The organism is Alphaproteobacteria bacterium (assembly GCA_016124955.1).
Taxonomy (GTDB): Bacteria; Pseudomonadota; Alphaproteobacteria; order UBA9219; family RFNS01; genus RI-461.
On sequence record WGMR01000003.1, the window covers coordinates 39005 to 58362 of the forward strand.

A 19358-nucleotide genomic window follows, 5' to 3' on the forward strand; every position below is an offset into this window, starting at 1 on the left:
CCAGCCTTGACCCACGATCTTAAGCCCTATGCCACCCTAGCGGCCGGGACGCGCGGACGCTTGCTGCCCGAACCTGCCAGCGCTTCGCGTAGCGAATACCAGCGCGACCGGGACCGGATCGTCCATTCCGGGGCTTTTCGCAAGCTTCGCAACAAAACACAGGTTTTTATTGAGTCGGAAGGTGATTTTTACCGCACCCGGCTAACCCATTCGCTTGAGGTTGCGCAAATCGCCCGTTCGATCAGCCGTAATCTGGGGATCGATGAAGACCTGACCGAAGCGATCGCTCTCGCGCACGATCTTGGCCACACATGTTTTGGCCATGCGGGTGAATATGCCTTGCAGGATATGATGCAACCCTATGGCGGGTTCGACCATAACGACCAGACGTTCAGAATTCTAACCAAGCTCGAGCAGCGCTATGCCGCTTTCAACGGGCTTAACCTTACATGGGAAACGCTTGAAGGGATCGCCAAGCACAACGGCCCCCTGTTGCCGGGAGCGGCGGGCAAGCCGTTGCCCGTTACGATCGCGGCGTTTCAGGAAAAGTGGGATCTCGAACTTACGGGCTGGCCGGGCCTTGAAGCGCAGGTTGCGTCAATGGCGGATGATATTGCCTATAATACGCATGACGTGGATGACGGGATCAGGGCCGGCTTTTTACGCATCGACGATATGGAGGAAATGCCGCTGTTCGCTGACGAGCTTAAGATCGTGCGCGCAAAATATCCCGGGGTCGATGCCGGGCGGCAAGTGCATGAAGTCGTGCGCCAGGTGATCGGTGCAATGGCAACCGATTTGCTTGAAACCAGCCGGGGCCTGCTTGCTGCGGCAAAACCGGCTGACGCCGCCGCCGTGCGTGGGGCCGGGCGGCCGTTGATTGCATGCAGCCCGGCAATGCAGGAACATTTCAAAACCCTGCGGGCATATTTGATGGGGCATGTTTACCGGCATGGTAAGGTCAACGATATGCTGACGAAGGCAAAGGCGCTTATTAGCGGGCTATTCGGGCTGTATATGGAGCAGCCGGAAAAGGGCTTGCCCGCTTCGTGGCTGGAAAAAGTCAACGCCGCAAAGGACAATGCCGGGCGCGCAAGGATAATCGCGGATTATATTGCGGGCATGACCGACCGGTATGCTATTACCGAATATCGCCGCCTGATCGATAAGGATATGAAGATCTGATGTCAGTATATGGAACCATGCGCGCCGCCATCAAAGATGCGATTGCGGCATTCGGTTTAACGCAAGAGCCGCCCGATTTCACGGTCGAGCCGCCGCGTGACGCGAGCCATGGCGATATCGCGACCAACGCGGCCATGGTGCTAACCAAGCTGGCGGGCAAGCCGCCGCGCCAGATTGCTGAAGTGATTGTCGCCAAGCTTAAGGAGCACGCGCTGATCGCTGATGCTACCATCGCCGGTCCGGGCTTCATCAATTTACGCCTTCAGCCAGCAGCTTGGCACGCAGAAGCAAAAGAAATTTTGTATGCCGGCACCAACTATGGCGACAGCGATGCGGGCAAGAAGGAACGCGTAAACATCGAATATGTTTCCGCCAACCCCACGGGGCCGATGCATGCGGGGCATGTGCGCGGTGCCGTGATCGGCGATACGTTGGCAAACCTTTTGGCCAAGGCCGGGTTTGATGTTGATCGTGAATATTACTTCAACGATGCTGGCACGCAGGTCGATGTATTGGCGCGCACGACGTTTCTGCGCTACCGGGAGGCGTTGGGCGAAGATATCGGCGCGATACCCGAAGGCCTGTACCCGGGCGAATATTTGAAGGACGTGGCGCAAGCTTTGGCGCAGCGCGACGGCAAGCAATGGCTAGGCAAGGATGAAGCGGCATGGCTGGCGCCGATACGTGATTTTGCGGTTCAGCATATGATGGGTATGATCCGCAAGGATCTGGACCTGATCGGCATCCATCATGATGTGTTCACGAATGAACGCGAGATGATCGAGAACGGCACGTTGGATAAATGCTTCCAAATTCTGGAAGAACGTGACCTGATTTACACCGGCACGCTGCCGCCGCCGCGCGGCAAGGCTATGGAAGATTGGGAGCCGTTGCCGCTGACCCTGTTCCGTTCCAGCCAGTTCGGAGATTCAACCGACAGGCCGCTGAAGAAGCGTGATGGCACATGGGCCTATATTATGCCCGATATCGCCTATCATTATGACAAAATTCGCCGCGGTTATACATGGATGATCAACGTGTTGGGCAAGGATCATGGCGGCTACCTTGAGCGCATGCGCCCGGCCGTCGCGGCCTTCAGCGACGGGAAGGCGCGGCTCGATGTTATTTTTAATTCCATCGTCAAGGTTTTCAAAAACGGCGAGCCTGTAAAGCTTTCCAAGCGTTCCGGCAACATCATTACGTTGCGTGAAATTGTCGAAGAGGTCGGCCCGGGCGCGGTGCGCTTCTTTATGATGTCACGCACACCGGATACGGAACTCGAGTTCGATTTTGTGAAAGTGGTCGAACAATCGCGCGATAACCCTGTATTTTATGTGCAGTATGCGCACGCCCGTTGCTGTTCGGTTTTGCGGCACGGGGCCGAGATGTTCCCGAAGATCAGCCAGAAAAACGAAGATCTTGTTGGCGCGCCGTTCGATCGGCTCGGGCATGCCGAGGAATTGCAGCTGATTCGCGCGCTGGCTAACTGGCCGCGTATTGTTGAAGCGGCGGCGGAAGCGCATGAACCGCATCGCGTTACCTATTACCTGATTGAGCTTGCAGGCCAGTTTCACGGCTTTTGGAACAAGGGGAGGGAGGATAATAGCCTTCGCTTCTTGCATGAAGACGATGAAGCCCTATCATGGGCAAGGTTGGCCATGGTTCAGGCCGTGCGTACGGTTATAGCCAGCGGCCTTGCCGTTCTGGGCGTTAAGCCGCTTGAGGAATTACGCGATGATCAATCCGCCGCCGCCTGAATCTTCCCTGTTCCCGGATCCGGACAACCGCCCGCATCATGCCGAGCCGGAACCGGCCATCATGCCACGTAAGCTGGTTTTTTGCGGCGTGCTTGCTTTATTGGTCATCGCCGGGCTTGTTTATTTTTTCGCTTTTTCGGGCGACGACGTGCCGATCGAACCTGTGATCGTGCAGGCGGATGCCGAACCGGCCAAGGAACGGCCGGAACAGCCGGGCGGCATCGAAATTCCGTATCAGGATATCAATATTTATAACAAAATCGCGGGTGACGCGGGGGCGGGAACGCAAAAAGTCGAACGTTTATTGCCGCCGGCCGAAAAGCCTGCGCCGGAAAATGTTGAACCGGAGGCATCGGTCGAAAAGCCCGTTGCGACAGAAGAGCCCAAGGAAGCGGAAAAGCCCGCTGCCAAGGTAGAAGAAAAGCCGCCTGAGGCGGCCAAGCCCGAGCCGGCCAAAACGAGCGAAAGCACGAGCAAGCAGCAGGTACAAAAAGGCAGTACACGCGTTCAGCTTGCGGCTTTCCCGGACGCCAGCAAGGCGAAAGCGGAACTTGCGCGGCTGCAAAAGAAATATTCCGGCGCGCTGGGCGATGTAAAATTGCTTGTGATCCGTGCCGACCTTGGCAGCAAGGGGGTTTATTACCGCATTCAAAGCCCGGGCATTTCCACCAAGGACGCGGAGCGGATTTGCACAGATATTAAAGCCCAGAAAGGCGGGTGTTTGGTTGTCAAACCCTGACCGCCCCCGCCCGATTATATTCGGTTGCGCCAGCACGAAGCTTTCGGCGGGCGAACGCAGCTTCTTTGCAGATATCAACCCGCTCGGGTTCATTCTGTTTCAGCGTAATTGTCAGAGCCGCGATCAGATCAAACAACTGACGGCGGAAATGCGCGAAACCGTAGGGCGGCCCGATGCGCCTATTCTTATCGATCAGGAAGGCGGGCGGGTATCACGGCTCAAGCCGCCCGTATGGCCCAAATATCCGGCTGCGGGCGTGTTCGGGGACATATGGAAGAACGACCCCGAACTGGCTACCGAGGCGATGAAAATCCATGCCACGCTTATGGGCCATGAGCTTGCGAAAATGGGTGTGACGGTCGATTGCGCCCCTTTGCTTGATCTAACATTCCCCGTTACTCATGACGCGATTGGCGACCGGGCGTTTTCTGACAAGATTGATGCCGTCACCGCGCTCGGACGCGCTTTCACCGCCGGGTTGCTTGAGGTCGGCGTGTTGCCGGTTATCAAACACATGCCCGGGCATGGCCGCGCCACCGTCGATCCGCATCTGGCGCTTCCGGTTGTGGATGCGACAGAGGCCGAGCTGGAAGAGACAGACATCAAACCCTTTATTGCGCTGCGCGATATGCCGATTGGCATGACATGTCATGTTTTGTTCAAAGGCATTGACCCCGCAAAACCAACATCCATGTCTGAAAAGGTTATCAAGTTCATACGCGAAAAGATCAGGTTTGAAGGCTTGCTATTTTCCGATGACCTGGACATGCATGCGCTTAAAGGGCGGTTGGAAGACCGGGCACGTGACGCGCTGCAGGCGGGTACGGATGTGCTGCTTTACTGTCAGGGCGGCATGCCGGGCATGATCGAGATAGGGCGCAGTTTGCCGCGCATGACGGATATCGCCTGGGCCCGATGGGAGCATGCTTCCAAGCGGCTGCTGAGGAAGCCGGGCTTCGTGGATGAGCATGGCCTTGCCAGCAGGCTGGACATGATTTTAGGCGGCACGGCACTGGCTATTTAAGAAATAACATTAGAATTTACTGATATCATAATGATAAAAAAGGATGTTTTTATGTTCAAAACCATATGGTTTAACCGTAAAATGCTGATGCGACTCAAAAGCTATTTCAAGTAAAGTGCTGAACTTATTCGCGATTCAGGCAGATAAAAATGGAACAAGCAGTAAAGCGGGATGAAACGGGATATGAAGCTATCGAAGCCGATGGCTGCGACCTTGTTGTCAATCTGGACGGATTCGAAGGGCCTATCGACCTGCTGCTTAATCTTGCGCGCGACCAGAAGGTCGATCTTGCCAAGATATCGATCCTCGCGCTGGCGGAACAATATCTTCTTTATATCAACGAGGCGCGGAAGCTGCGGCTTGAAATCGCGGCCGATTATCTTGTGGTTGCGGCGTGGCTGGCGTTCCTGAAATCGAGGCTGCTTCTGCCGGAAGCCAAGGCAGACGAGCCGCCGGCGACGGATATGGCCGAGGCGCTGCGCTTCCAGCTTCTGCGGCTCGAAGCCATGCAGAAGGCAGCGCAGGATCTGCAAGGCTTGCCGCAGCTCGGGCGCGATGTTTTTATGCGCGGCGTTCCGGACGAGATCGAGATTATCGAAAAGCCGGTTTACTATTTGCGCGTGACCGATCTGTTGCATGCGCTGACGCAACCGCTGCGCCGCAAAAAATCACCTTCCTATCAGTTGCCGCTCGACAAGCTGCTTTCTCTGGAAGACGCGTTGCAGCGGCTTCGCAACATGGTCGGCTATGCGCCGCAATGGATGCAGCTTGCCGATTTCATCCCGGATATGCTTCAAGACCCGCTGGCGGCGCGTTCCGCCATTGCTTCGACCTTCGCGGCTTCGCTTGAAATGGTGAAGCTTGGAGAAATTCAAATAAGGCAAGACGGCACCTTCGCCCCCATTTATGTGCGCCGCGCCGAAAATTCAGCAACCTCAACCGTAGCAGAGTAAGCGTTATGACCGATCAGCAGCAGGAACAACAGAATCTCCGTACCCTTGAAGCGCTTCTGTTCGCTTCGCCCGAACCGCTGTCCGCTTCCATGATACAGGAACGGCTGGGCGATGAGGCGGATATCGCAGGGCTGGTTGCGGAACTGCAGGAATCCTACAGCGACCGCGGCGTCAACCTGGTGGAAACCGATGGCGCCTGGAGTTTCCGCACCGCGCCCGACCTTGCGGGCGTTATGCAGATCACAACGGAACGCCGCCGCAAGCTGCCGCGCGTCGCCGCCGAAACGCTGGCGATCGTTGCCTACCATCAGCCCATTACGCGCGCGGAAATTGAATCGATCCGGGGTGTTTCCGTGGCGTCCGAAACCCTTGAACTGCTTTTGGGCCTTGGTTGGGTACGCCCCGGCCGCCGCCGTGAAACCCCGGGCCGCCCGTTTACATGGGTTACGACGCAGGATTTCCTGAGCCACTTCAACCTTGCCGCACTGACCGATTTGCCCGGCATTGACGATTTGCGTGCCGCCGGCCTGCTTGATGCGCGCCCGGTTCTTGAGGCGATGCCCGCGAACAAGGAAGATAACACGCTTGGCGAAGACGCCGCCACGTGGAACGAGGAAGAAGATCGTACATTTGATCGTGACGAGACCATGGCCGCGGCTTCATAGTCATGGCCGTCGTTACGCTGATCGCCCCGCCGGGCGAAACCGCCCTGACACAAGAATGGGTCGCGCATCTTTCAGCGGCATTACAAGCAAAAGGGTGCGCCCTAAGCGCCACCGATTGGCTTGCGCCCGATGAAGCCGTGGATTGCACGGTGCAAGGCGCGGAAGCCGATATCCTGCTGGTTGTCGAAGCCGTTGCTGCGGGTATGAGAATCGACGCGGTTTTGCATGACGGAAAAAATCGCCGCAAGACATTCCTGTTGGCTGATATGGAATCGACCATTATCGAGCAGGAAATGCTGGATGAAATGGCCGAGGTTGTAGATGCGCGGCCGCAGGTGGCGGATATCACGCGCCGTGCCATGAATGGCGAGCTTGATTTTATTGCTGCCGTGAAAGAACGCGTGCTTTTGTTCAAGGGGCAGCCGGAAAGTTTGCTGGCGGACATGGCAAAGCGTATGACCTATACGCCGGGCGCTAGGGCGCTTACGGCTACCATGGCGCGGAATGGCGCAAAATGCTGGCTGGTTTCTGGCGGCTTTCGTGTTTTTACCCGTATCGTTGCCGCCGCGCTGGGGTTTGAGCGCGAATTTGGCAATGAATTTGTTGTTACGGGTGGTGCGCTGACCGGCGGCGTGCGGGAACCGATCCTTGATAAGGACGCCAAGCTTGCGACGCTGCAGCTTGCCGCGAGCGAGCTAGGAGTTGATCCGGCCAAAACCATTGCCGTAGGGGATGGCGCGAATGATTTGCCCATGCTTTTGGGGGCAGGGGAGGCCGGGGGCTTCGGGGTCGCTTTTCATGCCAAGCCGAGCGTAAACGCGTCCGTGCGCCATCGCATCCGGCATTGCGATCTTACGGCGCTGCTATACCTGCAAGGTTACAGGAAAGCTGAATTTGTGGCTTAGGCTGCGCCTAGTCCTTGTCTTTCTTATCGTCCCTAAGCGGAACAGCGACGAAGCGCATGTCGCCCTTGCGCTCGACCAGCATCAGGACGGGCTTTTTGTCCTTCTTGGCGGCGGCGACCTGCTTTTTGACCTCGTCAGAAGACGTAACGGCCTTCTGGTTGATTTCGGCAATGATGTCACCCGATTGCAAGCCCCGGTCATCCGCCGGCCCGTTAAGCTTTACGTCCGTAACCAGCATGCCCTTGGTTTCTGTCTTGATCGAATAGCGCTTGCGCATGTCGCTTGAAAGCGGAATGACGCTAACGCCAAGATCGTCGATTTTGTCGGCCTTGGGCGTGTTTTCCTTGGCGTCGCTTGTTGGCTTATCTTCATCGTCTTCGTCGTCGCTGGGTTTGAGCTCGCCCAGTTTCAGGCCAAGCGTACGCTTCTTGCCATCGCGCCACAGATCAATATCAACTTTTTTGTCCACGGGCGTTTCGGCGACCATGCGGGGAAGGCGGCGCATTTCATCAACGTCTTTGCCGTCAAAACCGGTGATGACATCGCCGGACTTCAAGCCCGCTTTTTCGGCTGGACCGCCGGGGGTAACTTCGGACACGAGCGCGCCGCGGGCCTTATCTAGGCCGAGGCTGCTGGCAATATCGTCCGTCACGGTTTGTATCTTGACGCCAAGCCAACCGCGCTTGGTGTAGCCGTGGTCTTTCAGCTGCGTGACAATGCCCTTGGCGAGCGCGGCAGGGATGGCAAAACCAATCCCGACCGATCCGCCGGTGGGCGAGAAAATAGCCGTATTGATGCCGATAACCTCGCCATCGAGATTGAACATAGGCCCGCCAGAATTGCCGCGGTTGATTGATGCATCGGTTTGCAAATAATCGTCATAGGGGCCTGAATTGATATCGCGCGCGCGCGCGGAAATAATGCCGGCGGTGACCGTACCGCCAAGACCGAACGGATTGCCGATCGCAAGCACAGGGTCGCCCACGCGCATTTTGTCGCTATCGCCCCATTGCACGGCCTGTAATTTTTTCTTCGGCTTGACTTTAAGCAAGGCAAGGTCGGTTTTCTTATCGCGACCCACAACCTCGGCTTTCAGGTTGGTGTCGTCATGCAGGATAACGGTAATTTCGTCGGCATCTTGAATAACGTGGTTGTTGGTGACGATCAGCCCATCGGGGTCGATGATAAAGCCGGAGCCCAGCGAGGTAACCTTGCGCTGCTGCGGCGTCATGCCTTGATGGCGTTCCATGAAATCGCGGAAAAAATCCTCGAACGGCGATCCGGGCGGGAATTGCGGCATATCCGGCATCGTTTCTTCTGCGTTATCGAAGCCGCGCTTGCTTGTGGTGGAAATATTCACGACCGCCGGCAAAAGCTTTTCGGCGAGGTCGGCATAGCTGGCATGGGGCGCCGCCGCATGCGCTGGCGAAGCGGACAGAAAGAAAACAAGGCAGAGAAAAGAAAGAACGCTACGGCGCAACATCACAATACCCTCCCGTTTGTAACGGAGAAGAATCAAGGAAAAGTTTAAGGCGAATTTATGACAGAGGGCGCAGATGCGGTAAATGCCTATCGCCCGCCGTTGCTGAAGTTCTTGAAGAATTCGCTGTCGGGGGAGAGCACATAGGTTGTGTTATCCGGCGGCAGAGCCACTTTGTAGGCCTCCAGCGAGCGGTAGAAAGCGAAGAATTGTGGATCGCGGCTGGTAGCTTCAGCGAGGGTCTTGAGCGCTTCCTTGTCGCCTTCGCCACGAATCTTCTGTGCTTCGCTTTGTGCCTGCGAAAGGATGCCGGTTACTTCGGCATCGGCCTTAGCCTGCGTTTCATTGGCGATTTTGGCGCCTTCGGCGCGCAATGCGGCGGCTTCGCGCTGGCGCTCCGATTGCATGCGGTTGAAGACGTTTTGTACCGTTTCACGCGGCAAATCAGTGCGGCGAATGCGCACGTCAATGACCTCGACGCCAAAACGCACGGCTGATGCATTCATTTCATCGCGGATGCGTTCCATAATCTCGATGCGCTTATCGGACAAAAGATCGGAAACCTTTACGGTGCCGAGCACGTTGCGAATCGAAGAGTTCAGCAACCCGTTTAACCGGTCAACGGCGATGCGTTCGTCGCGCAAGGTCTGGAAGAACACAAATGGATCCGTGATGTGCCAGCGGGCGAACCCATCGACATCAAGCAGCTTTTGCTCATCAAGAATAATGACCTGACCTGTGGGCTCAAGCGGCAGGATGCGCTTGTCGAAGTACATAACGTCTTGGATGAAGGGCAATTTGGCATAAAGCCCCGGATCCTTCACAACGCGTTTCTTTTCGCGGAACTGGAACACGATGGCCTGTTGCGCGGGATCGACAACGTAAAGCGTGCTGGTCGTCACGATCATGACAACGGTAACCAGGATTATCAGGATAGTGATTTTGAGCTGGTGCATGGCTGGCTCAGTTCCTGCTTGATTTTTGTGTGGCCGGGGGCTTGATCAGCTCGTTCAGTGGCAAGTAAGACGTGGTGCCGCTGCCGTTCTTGGGGTCGATCACGATCTTATGCGCATCTTGCAAAATGCTTTCCATGGCATCCATGTACATTTGCTTGGCCGTTGTGTCCTTTGAAAGCTTGTAGGACTCGTAAACGCTCAGAAAACGTTCAGCGTTGCCCTTCGCGATATTCACAACCTGCTTCTTGTAAGCTTCGGCTTCCTGGATCTTGCGTGCCGCTTCGCCTTCGGCTTCCGGCACGACGCGGCTTTTATAGGTCTCGGCCTTATTGATGGCTGTTTCCTTGTCCGACCGCGCGCGGGTCACATCCTGAAAGGCATCGGCCACTTCGGCGGGCGGGCGGGCGCTACGCAGATTGACCTGTGTGATCAGAATGCCCGCCTGGTACTGGCTAAGCAGCTTTTGCAGATATTCGATGGTTCTTTGTTCGATCAGCGAACGGCCGCCGGTAAGCGCGGTCTGGATGTTGGTGGTACCGATAACGTCACGCATGACGCTTTCCGCCGCCGCCTTGACCATCAATTCCGGGTCCCGGATGTTGAACAGGTAATCTTTTACCTTGACGGGATCGACCTGCCAGATCACTTCGAAGTTAACGTCGATGATGTTTTCATCGCCTGTCAGCATCATGCTTTCATCGGGAATGTCGCGGTCAGAATTGCCGCGCCGGTCGGCGCTGAAGCCGATTTCGGTTTTCCGCGCCGATGTAACGTCCGGCAAAATAACTTGCTCGATTGGCATAGGTAAATGGTAACGCAGGCCCGGCGCTTCGATGCGCGTCGGGCTGCCGAAACGGAGCACGACGCCGAGCTGACCGGCTGAAACCTGATAAAAACCGCTGGCGAGCCACAGCCCGGCCACAACAAGGACGGCAACAAAAATACCGCGGCTGCGATGCTGGCCGCCTGGAAAATACTGGTTCATCTTTTGTTGGATTTCGCGCCACACGGCATCGATATCTGGCGGAGGCTGCTGTCCATTGCCGCCACCGTTGCCCGAGCCATTATTGTTTTGCCACGGGTTTTTCGGCCTATTGCCGCCCGCCGAACCCCACGGACCGCCCTTGTTTTCATTCCAGCTCATGGCTGCTCCCTGTTAGCGATGCGCTAGCTATATTGGCTATCGCGGGTCATAATCAAGCTTAATCGGTTATACAGGATGTAATGCAGCAATGGCACGGCAAATGCAGGATAAAATTATTCAGGCCCTTCGGCAGGTTATAGACCCTATCCACAGGAAAGATATCGTCAGCCTGAATATGATAGCAGGGCTCAATACCAGCGCGGGCGAAAAGGGCGAACATGTCAGCTTTTCGATCGAAATTGATCCTGCGCGTGGCGCGGAGATGGAAACCTTGCGGCAGGAAGCGGAGCGCGTCGTTGCCGTATTACCGGGTGTGGCGGCTGTGACCGCGGTACTCACGGCGCACCGTGCCACGCAGCTCAAGCCGCTGCCCGGTGGCCGTCCGCGCCCGCCCGCTCGCATGGAAATAAAGGGCATTAAGCAGATTGTGGCGGTCGCATCCGGGAAGGGCGGTGTCGGGAAATCCACGACGGCGGTCAACCTCGCGCTTGCTATGGCGGGCACAGGCAAAAAGGTTGGCTTGCTTGATGCCGATATCTACGGCCCTTCGGTTCCGCGTATGCTGGGCATTGAAGAACGACCGAAGCTCACGCCGGAAAAGAAAATCGTTCCGATCGAGCGGCACGGGCTTACCGTTATGTCGATCGGCTTTGTCACGAATGAAAGCACGCCCACCATCTGGCGCGGCCCCATGGTGATGGGCGCGATCCAGCAGATGTTACGTGATGTAATGTGGGGCGAGCTTGATATCCTTGTCGTCGATATGCCGCCGGGCACGGGGGACGCGCAATTGACGCTAACGCAGCAAGTGCAGCTTGCGGGCGCCGTCATTGTTTCAACGCCTCAAGATATCGCCCTTATAGATGCCCGCAAGGGGTTGAACATGTTTCGCCGTGTCGATGTGCCCGTGCTGGGCATCATAGAGAACATGAGCTTCTTTCAGTGCCCGCATTGCGGAGAGCGGAGCGAGATATTCGCACATGGCGGCGCGCGCGAAGAGGCGGCCAAGATGGGTTGTGCATTCCTTGGCGAAATTCCGATTGATCTGGATATACGCAAGACATCGGACGATGGGTTGCCGCTTGTTGTGGCACAGCCTGAAAGCCCGCAAGCGCGGACCTATGGCGCGATTGCACGTGCGATATTGGCTGGTTTGGCGGAGAAGGGCGCGACGGATCAGCGCGAGGCCGCCTTGCTGTCCGAAGCGCGGTCGTAGGCTTCGGCGATCAGCGCGCGCATTTTTACGCGAAGCGCTATGCGGTCTTGTACCGCCTTGGGCAGGTCCGTCATCTTCAAAATATTTTTTTTCAGCAGCGCGGTGATGACATCTTCAACGGCGCGCGACATATCCAAGTCGGTGCGCCGCAGTTCTTCAAGGGAGCCTTCGATGTCGGCCAGCTTGACGCCGCGTGATTCGACAAACGCCTTAAGTTTCGCGTCCGTATGCGGCAAAAAATCGGCGTTGGGGATCATCCTAACGCTTGCTTTTGTGATGTTGCCGTCTTTGTCGCGGATAATATAAGGCATTTAGGGTGTACTCCTTGGCCGATGGCCATTATTGCCAGCAAGTCACTGAATCGCAAGTTTTTCTTGGCACCGCTGATTACTTATGCCAATCTCGGGCTCCCCCGGTATGCTGGTCATGTGGCTGGAATCTTTGTCTTCATCTACGAGGGAATACCATGTTGCAAGCTCGTTTCTTTGCCGTCCCCGCTTTAGCCGCCTTGTTGCTGACTGCCTGTTCTACACAGGAAATAGAGACGCTTGATGTGCGCCCCGAAGCCATGACGGGGGTGAACACGATTGCGTTCGCGACCATCAGCAGCCGCCAGGAACAGTCGATGCCCGTGCTCAGCAACGACACGGCCGCACTTATGAATGTGCTAACCAAGTTTGAAGAAGAGTTTTCAGGGGCGCTGCTTGCACGCGGCTTTAACGTGGTTTCCCCGCCCTACAGCAAAAAGCTTTATGAACACGGTTTCGATTACGAGGCAGGTTTCGTCGAACGTTCCGCGAGCCATGCGCTGAATGCACAGTCGCAGGAAAAGATGGCCTATCACGGCTGGAAGCTGCGCGAAGATTCCGATACGAAGAACGACCGCGTCACGAGCGCGAACACGCGTATTTTCCCCGATCCGGAAAACAACTTCTCATTCAAGCTTCCCGCCAAGACCAAGGGCGGCGGCGCATATGACCAGCGCTTTACCTCCTACCCGATGCTTGGCGCTATCGGCAGCATCACCAGCGCCATGGGGGCTGATGCCTTCCTGCTGGTTGATGGGCAGCTGATCCTTTCGCGCCGTAAGGAAGGGTTTTTGCTCGCCGGCGCCAGCGGCGGCGGTATTCGCTATGTCACGTTTGAAGGCACGGCCCAGCTTGTGCGCGCCGATGGCATGATTATCGCCGTCGATCAGTTCCGCCAGCAGGCGGATTTCCCGATTGCCGGTGACCGCAAGTATCCTTATTCGCCGGAATATGCGAAGGGCACCTTCGGCGTTCAGGAATCCTTCAATAATGAAAACCTGCTGGAAGCCAGCTATCAGGCGATCCGTGCCACCGCGAATAACCTGGCGGCACGCTACGCTATGTATCGTTCTGGCAGGGTCGAAGAAGAATAGGGCTTGATCGGAACGCTACGCGCGCTATTTTGCCAAGCCCCGCACACATTCACACGAGGTTCACGTATGCCTGAAGCGTCAGGAAATGTTTCCGCTGACCGTTTGAAATCCTTCATCAAGCGCATTGAAAAGCTGGAAGAAGATAAAGCCGCCGTGGCGACGGATATCCGCGAAGTCTATGCGGAAGCCAAGGGAACCGGCTTTGATCCGAAGGTCATGCGGCAGGTGATCAGGCTGCGCAAAATGGAAGAGCAGCAGCGGGTTGAGCAGCAGGAGCTGCTTGAGCTTTACAAGTCCGTTCTCGGCATGGAAAGCTGATAGCAACCGGCTTGGCTCGCGACCCGGAAACCTTGAAAGGGTGCGACGATGTCCGGCCTCTATGTTTTTAGCAAGGTTTTCTGGCTTTTGTTTTCCCCGCCCAGTTTGCTGGTCATTCTTTTGGCAGCGGGGCTTGTTCTGGGTTTTTGCAAGCCCGAGGGGCTAAGGCGGTTTGGACGCCGTTTGCTTGGCCTTAGCGCTGCCGCACTGGTCGCCATTTCGGCGTTGCCGATGGGCGAATGGCTGTTAACGCCGCTTGAAAACCGTTTTCCGGTGCCCGATTTACCGCAAAAGGTTTATGGTATTGTTGTGCTTGGCGGCACAGAAAACGAGGCTGTTGCCTTTCATCGCGGGCAACCGAGCATAAATTACGCCGGCGAACGCTTAATCCAGTTTACGAAGCTTGCCCGTGAACATCCTGAAGCAAAACTCGTTTTTGCCGGTGGGACCGGACGCATGAAAGAGGGCGATTTGCCCGTTACAGAATCGGTTGTGGCCAAGGGGCTTCTGCAGGCCATGGGTATGAACCGTAAAGTCGTTTACGAAAGCACTTCAAAAAACACCTTTCAGAACGCCGCCAACGCCGCGAAGCTGCTGGGGGATGAAATCAGGCAACCATGGGTGCTGGTCACAAGTGCGTTCCATCTTTCCCGCGCCGTTGGCGTGTTTGAACAGCAAGGCTGGAACGTCATACCCTACCCGGCGGGTTATTTCACGACCGGAACATATGACACGCTGATCAAATTCGATGTGACCCGTAACCTTGGCCAACTGCATATGGCGGTGCATGAATGGCTTGGCCACATTGCGTATTATCTGATGGGTAGAATGGACAGTTTCTTTCCGGGGCCGGTACGGGAATGATCAAAGTGTTTCTATTCACGCTGTTTGTCGTTGCGGTTTCTGTGCCTGCGCAGGCCAATACAATACCGTTCGATGTGTGGCTGGGCGGCGTGCGGCAGGAAGCGATGCAGCGCGGGGTTAGCGGTGCCACGCTAGATACGGCTTTGGCAGGCACCGAGCTTCAATACGATGTTTTGCGGCTTGATCGCAAGCAGCCGGAAGGGCGCATCACTTTTGAAGAATACAAAAAACGTAACGTCACGAACACGATGATCGAACAAGGGCGCGCGCTGTACCGCGAACATTTTGCGCTTTTGCAAGGTATTGCGCAGCAATATGGGGTTGCGGCCAAATATATTGTGGCGCTTTGGGGCGTTGAAACCCGCTATGGCACATATACAGGCGGCTTCAATGTTATCGATTCCCTTGCCACGCTTGCCTATGACGGGCGCCGGTCCGGCTATTTTCGTGGCGAGCTGATGAACGCGCTGTCGATCCTGGAGCGCGGCGAAATTGGCGCCTACGAGATGGAAGGTTCGTGGGCGGGCGCCATGGGACAATGCCAGTTTATGCCGACAACGTTTTTGCATTACGCGGTCGATTACAATCGCGACGGACGGCGGGATATTTGGTCCACACTGCCCGATGTGTTCGCATCCATGGCAAATTATCTGCGGGCCGAAGGCTGGCGTGATGGCATTACATGGGGGCGGGCTGTGCGGCTCACGAAGCCGGTGGCTGCGCGGCACGCGGGGCTTGATTACGCGCAATCGCTCAGAGCGTGGCACGGGGCGGGTGTGCGCCAAAGCAATGGCCAGCCGTTGCCGCTGGAAGACATAAAAGCTTCGCTAGTACAGCCGGATGGCGCCGGCGGTGCAAGTTATCTGGTATATGATAATTACCGCGCGCTCATGCGCTGGAACAGGTCCACATATTTTGCTACCACGGTTGGGCTTCTTGCTGATGAAATAGCGTCCTGATTCTCTGGTACGGGTCCCGCCGATGATTAAATCTTTCAATCTCCTGATTTTTGCAGCGATGCTCGTGATGCTCGGTTCCTGCGGCACGACCGAGCAGGCGCGCGTTTCGGGTGAAGGGGCCGGAACCTATAAGGTCGGCAAGCCATACCAAATCAAGGGTGAATGGTATTACCCGGCTGAAGATTTCAGTTATGACGAAACCGGTATTGCTTCGTGGTATGGGCCCGGATTTCACGGAAAATCCACCGCGAATGGTGAAATTTATGATTCAAACGAACTGACGGCGGCGCACCCGACGCTGCCTATGCCTTCGCTTGCGCGCGTTACCAACCTTGATAATGGCCGTTCCGTTGTTGTCCGTATCAATGATCGCGGCCCGTACAAGGCCGGACGTGTGATCGATGTTTCACGGCGTACGGCACAGCTGCTTGGCTTTGAAAATCAAGGTACGGCGAAGGTGCGCGTTCAGGTTATGACGGATGAAAGCCGCGCCATCGCGCAAGCGGCAAAAACTCATGGTGCGAGTGCGCCGGAAACCTTGCAGGTGGCCAGCGCATCTGCGCCGCGTGCGTCCGAACCTTCGGTCGAAGTGCAGGCGTTGCCGTCCGTTACGCCGTCGCCGGTACAGGTGGTGCAACCGCAGGAGCCCAAAATCATTCCGCTGCCCAAGCAATATGCCGACAGCGTATTACGCGAACCGCCCTATAACGCCCCGGCCCAGCCGGTCGTGACGCAAGTCGCTGTGCCTAAAAAATCCGATATCTATGTGCAGGCGGGCGCCTTTACCAAGCAGGAAAATGCCAGCAAGCTCAAAGCGCGCCTTGGAAATATAGCGCAAACGAACATCATGCAGGCGGTCGTGAACGGGCGTGAATTCTACCGCGTGCGGCTTGGGCCCGTGGCAACGGTCGATCAGGCGGATTATGTTCTGCAGCAGGTCGTTCGTGCCGGCGTGCCCGAACCGCGCATTGTCATTGATTAAACGAGGGTATCCATGCGTTTCCTAGCTTTGCTTCTTCCCCTGTGCCTTTTGCTTGTGGTTTCGCCGGTGCGCGCCGAGCTGCCGACCACGGAAACCACGGCACGCGAAGCTTTGCTGATAGACGCCACGACCAACACGGTTTTGCTGGCCAAGAATGCCGACCAGAGAATGCCCCCTTCGTCCATGAGCAAGCTTATGACCATGTACGCGGTATTCGATGCGTTGCGCGACGGCAAAATCGCGCTTGATGACACCGCGACAGTCAGCGAGCTGGCGTGGAAGCAGGAAGGCTCCCGCATGTTCCTTGAACCGGGCATGCAAGTGAAGATCGAAGATTTAATCCGCGGCGTTATCGTGCAATCCGGCAACGATGCATGTGTTGCTTTGGCCGAAGCGATTTCAGGCAGCGTCGGGGCCTTTGCAGGTCTTTTGAATGAAACGGCCGCGCGCATCGGCCTGACCGGAAGCCACTTCACGAATGCAAGCGGCCTGCCCGAACCCGATCATTACATGACGCCGCACGATTTGGTCGTGCTTTCAATGGCGCTAATCAAGAATTTCCCCGAGCATTACCACTATTTTTCTGAAAAAGAATTTACCTTCAACAAAATCAAGCAAGGCAACCGCAACCCGCTTTTGTACCGCAGCATTAATGTCGATGGGTTAAAGACGGGCCATGCCGAAGAGGCGGGCTACGGTATCGCGGTTTCGGCGCTGCAGGATAGCCGCAGGCTTGTTCTGGTCGTCAACGGCCTTAAGGATATGCAGGAACGCGCCGACGAAGCCGCGCGGCTTCTGGAATGGGGGTTTCGCGAATTCGGGACCTATACTTTATTCAAGGCTGGCGATCAGGTCGGGGATGCCGGTGTTTGGCTTGGGCAGATGGAAAACGTGCCGCTTGTGGTTGATGAAGATTATGCCGTTACGTTGCCGCGCGCCGCACGCGGCCAGCTTTCAGCCGATATCGAATACCAGCAACCTATTGCCGCGCCGATACAGAAGGGCCAAAAGATTGGCATGGTTAAGGTTTCCGCGCCCGGCATGACGACGATCGAAATTCCGCTTACCGCCGCGCTTGATATACCGAAGCTTGGCTGGTTCTCCGCCATCGCAACCAAGGCAAAATATGTGCTGGCGGGCGATGGGAAATGAAACGAGGCCGCTTTATTACGCTTGAAGGCGGCGATGGCGCAGGCAAATCGACGCAAGCAAAACGGCTCGCGGAAGCACTTCGTAAGCGCGGTAAAAAGGTTTTGCTGACGCGCGAGGTTGGCGGTTCAGACGGTGCGGAGGCGATCCGCGAGGTTTGGCTTTCCGGCGAATACAGATGGGATGCGATCACAGAATTGCTGCTCATTTCTGCTGCGCGTCGCGACCATATTGAAAAGGTCATCAGACCGGCCTTGAAAAAAGGCACATGGGTTATTTCCGACAGGTTCGCGGATTCAACCTATGTCTATCAAGGCTACGGCATGGGGCTCGATAAAAAGTATATCCGGCAAATTTATAAGATCATCGCCGGTGAACTGGTGCCTGATCTTACCGTCGTGCTCGATGTTCCGGTTGAAATTGGCGCGAAGCGCATGGCGGGCCGGTTGCTTGACAGGTTTGAAAGAAAAGATAAAGCGTTCCATAAGCGTCTGAGACAGGGCTATCTGGCGCGCGCAAAATCGGAACCCAAAAGGTTTGTGGTCGTTGATGCCGGTAATAGCCTTGATGTTACGGGCCGCAACCTTGTCGCGACCGTTCTAAGGAAACTAAAACTGCAATGAAGCTTTTAGAGCCACACGTCAATCCGCGTCTGCTTGGTCATGAAGCGGCGGTCAATGAATTCACCGGCGCTGCGATAAGCGAGCGTATGCACCATGCATGGCTGATCCACGGCCCGGCAGGCATAGGCAAGGCGACGATGGCCTTCCATATCGCGCAATATATACTTTCCGGCGGGCAGCAAACCATCGGCAACATCGATACCAAATCATCGATTTATAAGCTGGTTGCCAACCTGAGCCACCCCGATCTTCGGCTGATAAGCCGCCCGGTTGATGAGCGGACGGGCGATCTGAAAAGCGAAATTCCGGTCGCTTCCATCCGTGCCCTCGGTGATTTCTTTCATCTAACCTCGGCTTTCAATAACTGGCGCATTGCCATTATTGCGGACGCCGAATATCTGAACCGTCATAGCGCGAACGCGCTGCTCAAGCTTCTTGAAGAGCCGCCGCAACGTTCGTTGATTATCATGACGGCGACGGGCGTAGGGCAATTGCTGCCTACGATACGGTCACGCTGCCGCAAGCTCGCACTCGATCTGATCGACGATGCCACCATGCGAAAACTAATCGCCGATACATGTCCGGAAGTTGATGCGGATTCGCTTGGCTCTATCGTGAATTTGGCGGAAGGAAGCTTTGGCCGGGCGCTCGAGCTGATCGAAAATGACGGGCAGGATCTTTATGCCTCCCTGATCGGCATCCTTGGTGCCGCGCCAAAGGTGGATGCGGGCGATATGCACGGCTTTGCCGACCAGATTTCCCGCAAAGGGGAGCAGGCGCGTTTTACCATCATGACCGGCTTTATGCTGAATTGGCTGCAATCGCTGGTGCAGTGCGCCGCAACCGGCCGCGCGGAAGACATGGTGGGGGGCGATGCCCAGCTTCTGCGCCGCTATGCCGCATGGCAGCCGCTTGAACACTGGCTAAAGGTATGGGACAAGGTTAACGCCATGCTGGCAACGGGGGAGGCTGCTCACCTCGATCGCAAGCTGGTTTTGATCAACAGCCTGATGGCCATAACCCGCGCGGCTGCCTGA

General features: G+C 56.2%; 20 protein-coding genes. 16 read left to right on the forward strand and 4 right to left on the reverse strand.

What is annotated here, in order from left to right; genetic code table 11:
• The first annotated feature begins 6 nt into the window (after positions 1-6).
• The 7 genes from GC131_01100 (at position 7) to serB (ending at position 7228) form a co-directional block, all read left to right on the forward strand.
• Positions 7-1185 carry a deoxyguanosinetriphosphate triphosphohydrolase gene (locus GC131_01100; protein MBI1272669.1) on the forward strand — a complete coding sequence of 393 codons (1179 nt, stop codon included), beginning with the start codon at positions 7-9 and terminating at the stop codon, positions 1183-1185.
• The gene (locus GC131_01105) at positions 1185-2942 is read left to right on the forward strand and encodes an arginine--tRNA ligase (protein ID MBI1272670.1); all 1758 of its coding nucleotides are present in this window, start codon (positions 1185-1187) and stop codon (positions 2940-2942) included. The genes GC131_01100 and GC131_01105 overlap by 1 nt, the downstream gene beginning before the upstream one ends.
• Positions 2920-3681, forward strand: a complete 762-nt coding sequence (locus tag GC131_01110) for a hypothetical protein (GenBank protein MBI1272671.1) — start codon at positions 2920-2922, stop codon at positions 3679-3681. The genes GC131_01105 and GC131_01110 overlap by 23 nt, the downstream gene beginning before the upstream one ends.
• On the forward strand, positions 3554-4705 hold the full coding sequence (gene nagZ / locus GC131_01115; GenBank protein ID MBI1272672.1) for a beta-N-acetylhexosaminidase: 1152 nt from the start codon (positions 3554-3556) through the stop codon (positions 4703-4705). The genes GC131_01110 and nagZ overlap by 128 nt, the downstream gene beginning before the upstream one ends.
• A 149-nt stretch (positions 4706-4854) precedes the next feature.
• A complete protein-coding gene (locus GC131_01120; protein MBI1272673.1) occupies positions 4855-5658 on the forward strand; it encodes a segregation/condensation protein A in 804 nt (267 codons plus the stop codon).
• Between the two features lie 5 nt (positions 5659-5663).
• Positions 5664-6323 carry an SMC-Scp complex subunit ScpB gene (locus tag GC131_01125; GenBank protein ID MBI1272674.1) on the forward strand — a complete coding sequence of 220 codons (660 nt, stop codon included), beginning with the start codon at positions 5664-5666 and terminating at the stop codon, positions 6321-6323.
• A 2-nt stretch (positions 6324-6325) separates the two neighbouring features.
• Complete coding sequence (gene serB / locus GC131_01130) at positions 6326-7228, forward strand: phosphoserine phosphatase SerB (GenBank protein ID MBI1272675.1); 903 nt, start codon at positions 6326-6328, stop codon at positions 7226-7228.
• Between the two features lie 7 nt (positions 7229-7235).
• On the opposite strand, the gene GC131_01135 is transcribed toward serB, so the two are convergent.
• The 3 genes from GC131_01135 to hflK form a co-directional block, all read right to left on the reverse strand.
• A complete protein-coding gene (locus GC131_01135; protein MBI1272676.1) occupies positions 7236-8711 on the reverse strand; it encodes a Do family serine endopeptidase in 1476 nt (491 codons plus the stop codon).
• An 86-nt stretch (positions 8712-8797) separates the two neighbouring features.
• On the reverse strand, positions 8798-9664 hold the full coding sequence (locus GC131_01140) for a protease modulator HflC (protein MBI1272677.1): 867 nt from the start codon (positions 9662-9664) through the stop codon (positions 8798-8800).
• Between the two features lie 7 nt (positions 9665-9671).
• Complete coding sequence (hflK, locus tag GC131_01145; protein MBI1272678.1) at positions 9672-10808, reverse strand: FtsH protease activity modulator HflK; 1137 nt, start codon at positions 10806-10808, stop codon at positions 9672-9674.
• Between the two features lie 88 nt (positions 10809-10896).
• On the opposite strand from hflK, the gene GC131_01150 reads away from it, so the two are divergent.
• A complete protein-coding gene (locus GC131_01150; GenBank protein MBI1272679.1) occupies positions 10897-12024 on the forward strand; it encodes a P-loop NTPase in 1128 nt (375 codons plus the stop codon).
• Here the strand turns inward: GC131_01150 and GC131_01155 are convergent.
• Positions 11985-12335, reverse strand: a complete 351-nt coding sequence (locus GC131_01155; GenBank protein ID MBI1272680.1) for a hypothetical protein — start codon at positions 12333-12335, stop codon at positions 11985-11987. The two genes, GC131_01150 and GC131_01155, sit on opposite strands and share 40 nt — an antisense overlap.
• A 155-nt stretch (positions 12336-12490) precedes the next feature.
• Here GC131_01155 and GC131_01160 point away from each other — a divergent pair, with 155 nt between their 5' ends.
• The 8 genes from GC131_01160 to GC131_01195 all read left to right on the forward strand — a co-directional run bounded on the left by GC131_01160 (position 12491) and on the right by GC131_01195 (position 19358).
• The gene (locus GC131_01160) at positions 12491-13426 is read left to right on the forward strand and encodes a hypothetical protein (GenBank protein MBI1272681.1); all 936 of its coding nucleotides are present in this window, start codon (positions 12491-12493) and stop codon (positions 13424-13426) included.
• Positions 13427-13492: 66 nt separating this feature from the next.
• Positions 13493-13744 (forward strand): DUF2312 domain-containing protein, encoded by a 252-nt coding sequence (locus tag GC131_01165; protein ID MBI1272682.1) that lies wholly within the window; start codon positions 13493-13495, stop codon positions 13742-13744.
• Positions 13745-13792: 48 nt separating this feature from the next.
• Complete coding sequence (locus tag GC131_01170; protein ID MBI1272683.1) at positions 13793-14608, forward strand: YdcF family protein; 816 nt, start codon at positions 13793-13795, stop codon at positions 14606-14608.
• Positions 14605-15567: a lytic murein transglycosylase gene (locus GC131_01175; GenBank protein MBI1272684.1), complete on the forward strand. Its 963-nt coding sequence runs from the start codon at positions 14605-14607 to the stop codon at positions 15565-15567. Before GC131_01170 ends, GC131_01175 begins: the two co-directional genes overlap by 4 nt.
• Positions 15568-15592: 25 nt before the next feature.
• On the forward strand, positions 15593-16549 hold the full coding sequence (locus tag GC131_01180; protein ID MBI1272685.1) for a septal ring lytic transglycosylase RlpA family protein: 957 nt from the start codon (positions 15593-15595) through the stop codon (positions 16547-16549).
• Positions 16550-16561: 12 nt separating this feature from the next.
• Positions 16562-17701 (forward strand): D-alanyl-D-alanine carboxypeptidase, encoded by a 1140-nt coding sequence (locus GC131_01185; GenBank protein MBI1272686.1) that lies wholly within the window; start codon positions 16562-16564, stop codon positions 17699-17701.
• Positions 17698-18321 carry a dTMP kinase gene (locus GC131_01190; GenBank protein MBI1272687.1) on the forward strand — a complete coding sequence of 208 codons (624 nt, stop codon included), beginning with the start codon at positions 17698-17700 and terminating at the stop codon, positions 18319-18321. The genes GC131_01185 and GC131_01190 overlap by 4 nt, the downstream gene beginning before the upstream one ends.
• Positions 18318-19358 carry a DNA polymerase III subunit delta' gene (locus tag GC131_01195; GenBank protein MBI1272688.1) on the forward strand — a complete coding sequence of 347 codons (1041 nt, stop codon included), beginning with the start codon at positions 18318-18320 and terminating at the stop codon, positions 19356-19358. Before GC131_01190 ends, GC131_01195 begins: the two co-directional genes overlap by 4 nt.

What these genes read in the sequence shown, in the direction of transcription:
- GC131_01105 (MBI1272670.1), top strand. Translation starts at nt 1,185, where the DNA reads ATGTCAGTATATGGAACCATGCGCGCCGCCATCAAAGATGCGATTGCG.
- GC131_01110 (MBI1272671.1), top strand. Translation starts at nt 2,920, where the DNA reads ATGATCAATCCGCCGCCGCCTGAATCTTCCCTGTTCCCGGATCCGGAC.
- GC131_01120 (MBI1272673.1), top strand. Translation starts at nt 4,855, where the DNA reads ATGGAACAAGCAGTAAAGCGGGATGAAACGGGATATGAAGCTATCGAA.
- GC131_01125 (MBI1272674.1), top strand. Translation starts at nt 5,664, where the DNA reads ATGACCGATCAGCAGCAGGAACAACAGAATCTCCGTACCCTTGAAGCG.
- serB (MBI1272675.1), top strand. Translation starts at nt 6,326, where the DNA reads ATGGCCGTCGTTACGCTGATCGCCCCGCCGGGCGAAACCGCCCTGACA.
- GC131_01135 (MBI1272676.1), bottom strand. Translation starts at nt 8,711, where the DNA reads ATGTTGCGCCGTAGCGTTCTTTCTTTTCTCTGCCTTGTTTTCTTTCTG.
- GC131_01140 (MBI1272677.1), bottom strand. Translation starts at nt 9,664, where the DNA reads ATGCACCAGCTCAAAATCACTATCCTGATAATCCTGGTTACCGTTGTC.
- hflK (MBI1272678.1), bottom strand. Translation starts at nt 10,808, where the DNA reads ATGAGCTGGAATGAAAACAAGGGCGGTCCGTGGGGTTCGGCGGGCGGC.
- GC131_01150 (MBI1272679.1), top strand. Translation starts at nt 10,897, where the DNA reads ATGGCACGGCAAATGCAGGATAAAATTATTCAGGCCCTTCGGCAGGTT.
- GC131_01155 (MBI1272680.1), bottom strand. Translation starts at nt 12,335, where the DNA reads ATGCCTTATATTATCCGCGACAAAGACGGCAACATCACAAAAGCAAGC.
- GC131_01160 (MBI1272681.1), top strand. Translation starts at nt 12,491, where the DNA reads ATGTTGCAAGCTCGTTTCTTTGCCGTCCCCGCTTTAGCCGCCTTGTTG.
- GC131_01165 (MBI1272682.1), top strand. Translation starts at nt 13,493, where the DNA reads ATGCCTGAAGCGTCAGGAAATGTTTCCGCTGACCGTTTGAAATCCTTC.
- GC131_01170 (MBI1272683.1), top strand. Translation starts at nt 13,793, where the DNA reads ATGTCCGGCCTCTATGTTTTTAGCAAGGTTTTCTGGCTTTTGTTTTCC.
- GC131_01175 (MBI1272684.1), top strand. Translation starts at nt 14,605, where the DNA reads ATGATCAAAGTGTTTCTATTCACGCTGTTTGTCGTTGCGGTTTCTGTG.
- GC131_01185 (MBI1272686.1), top strand. Translation starts at nt 16,562, where the DNA reads ATGCGTTTCCTAGCTTTGCTTCTTCCCCTGTGCCTTTTGCTTGTGGTT.
- GC131_01190 (MBI1272687.1), top strand. Translation starts at nt 17,698, where the DNA reads ATGAAACGAGGCCGCTTTATTACGCTTGAAGGCGGCGATGGCGCAGGC.
- GC131_01195 (MBI1272688.1), top strand. Translation starts at nt 18,318, where the DNA reads ATGAAGCTTTTAGAGCCACACGTCAATCCGCGTCTGCTTGGTCATGAA.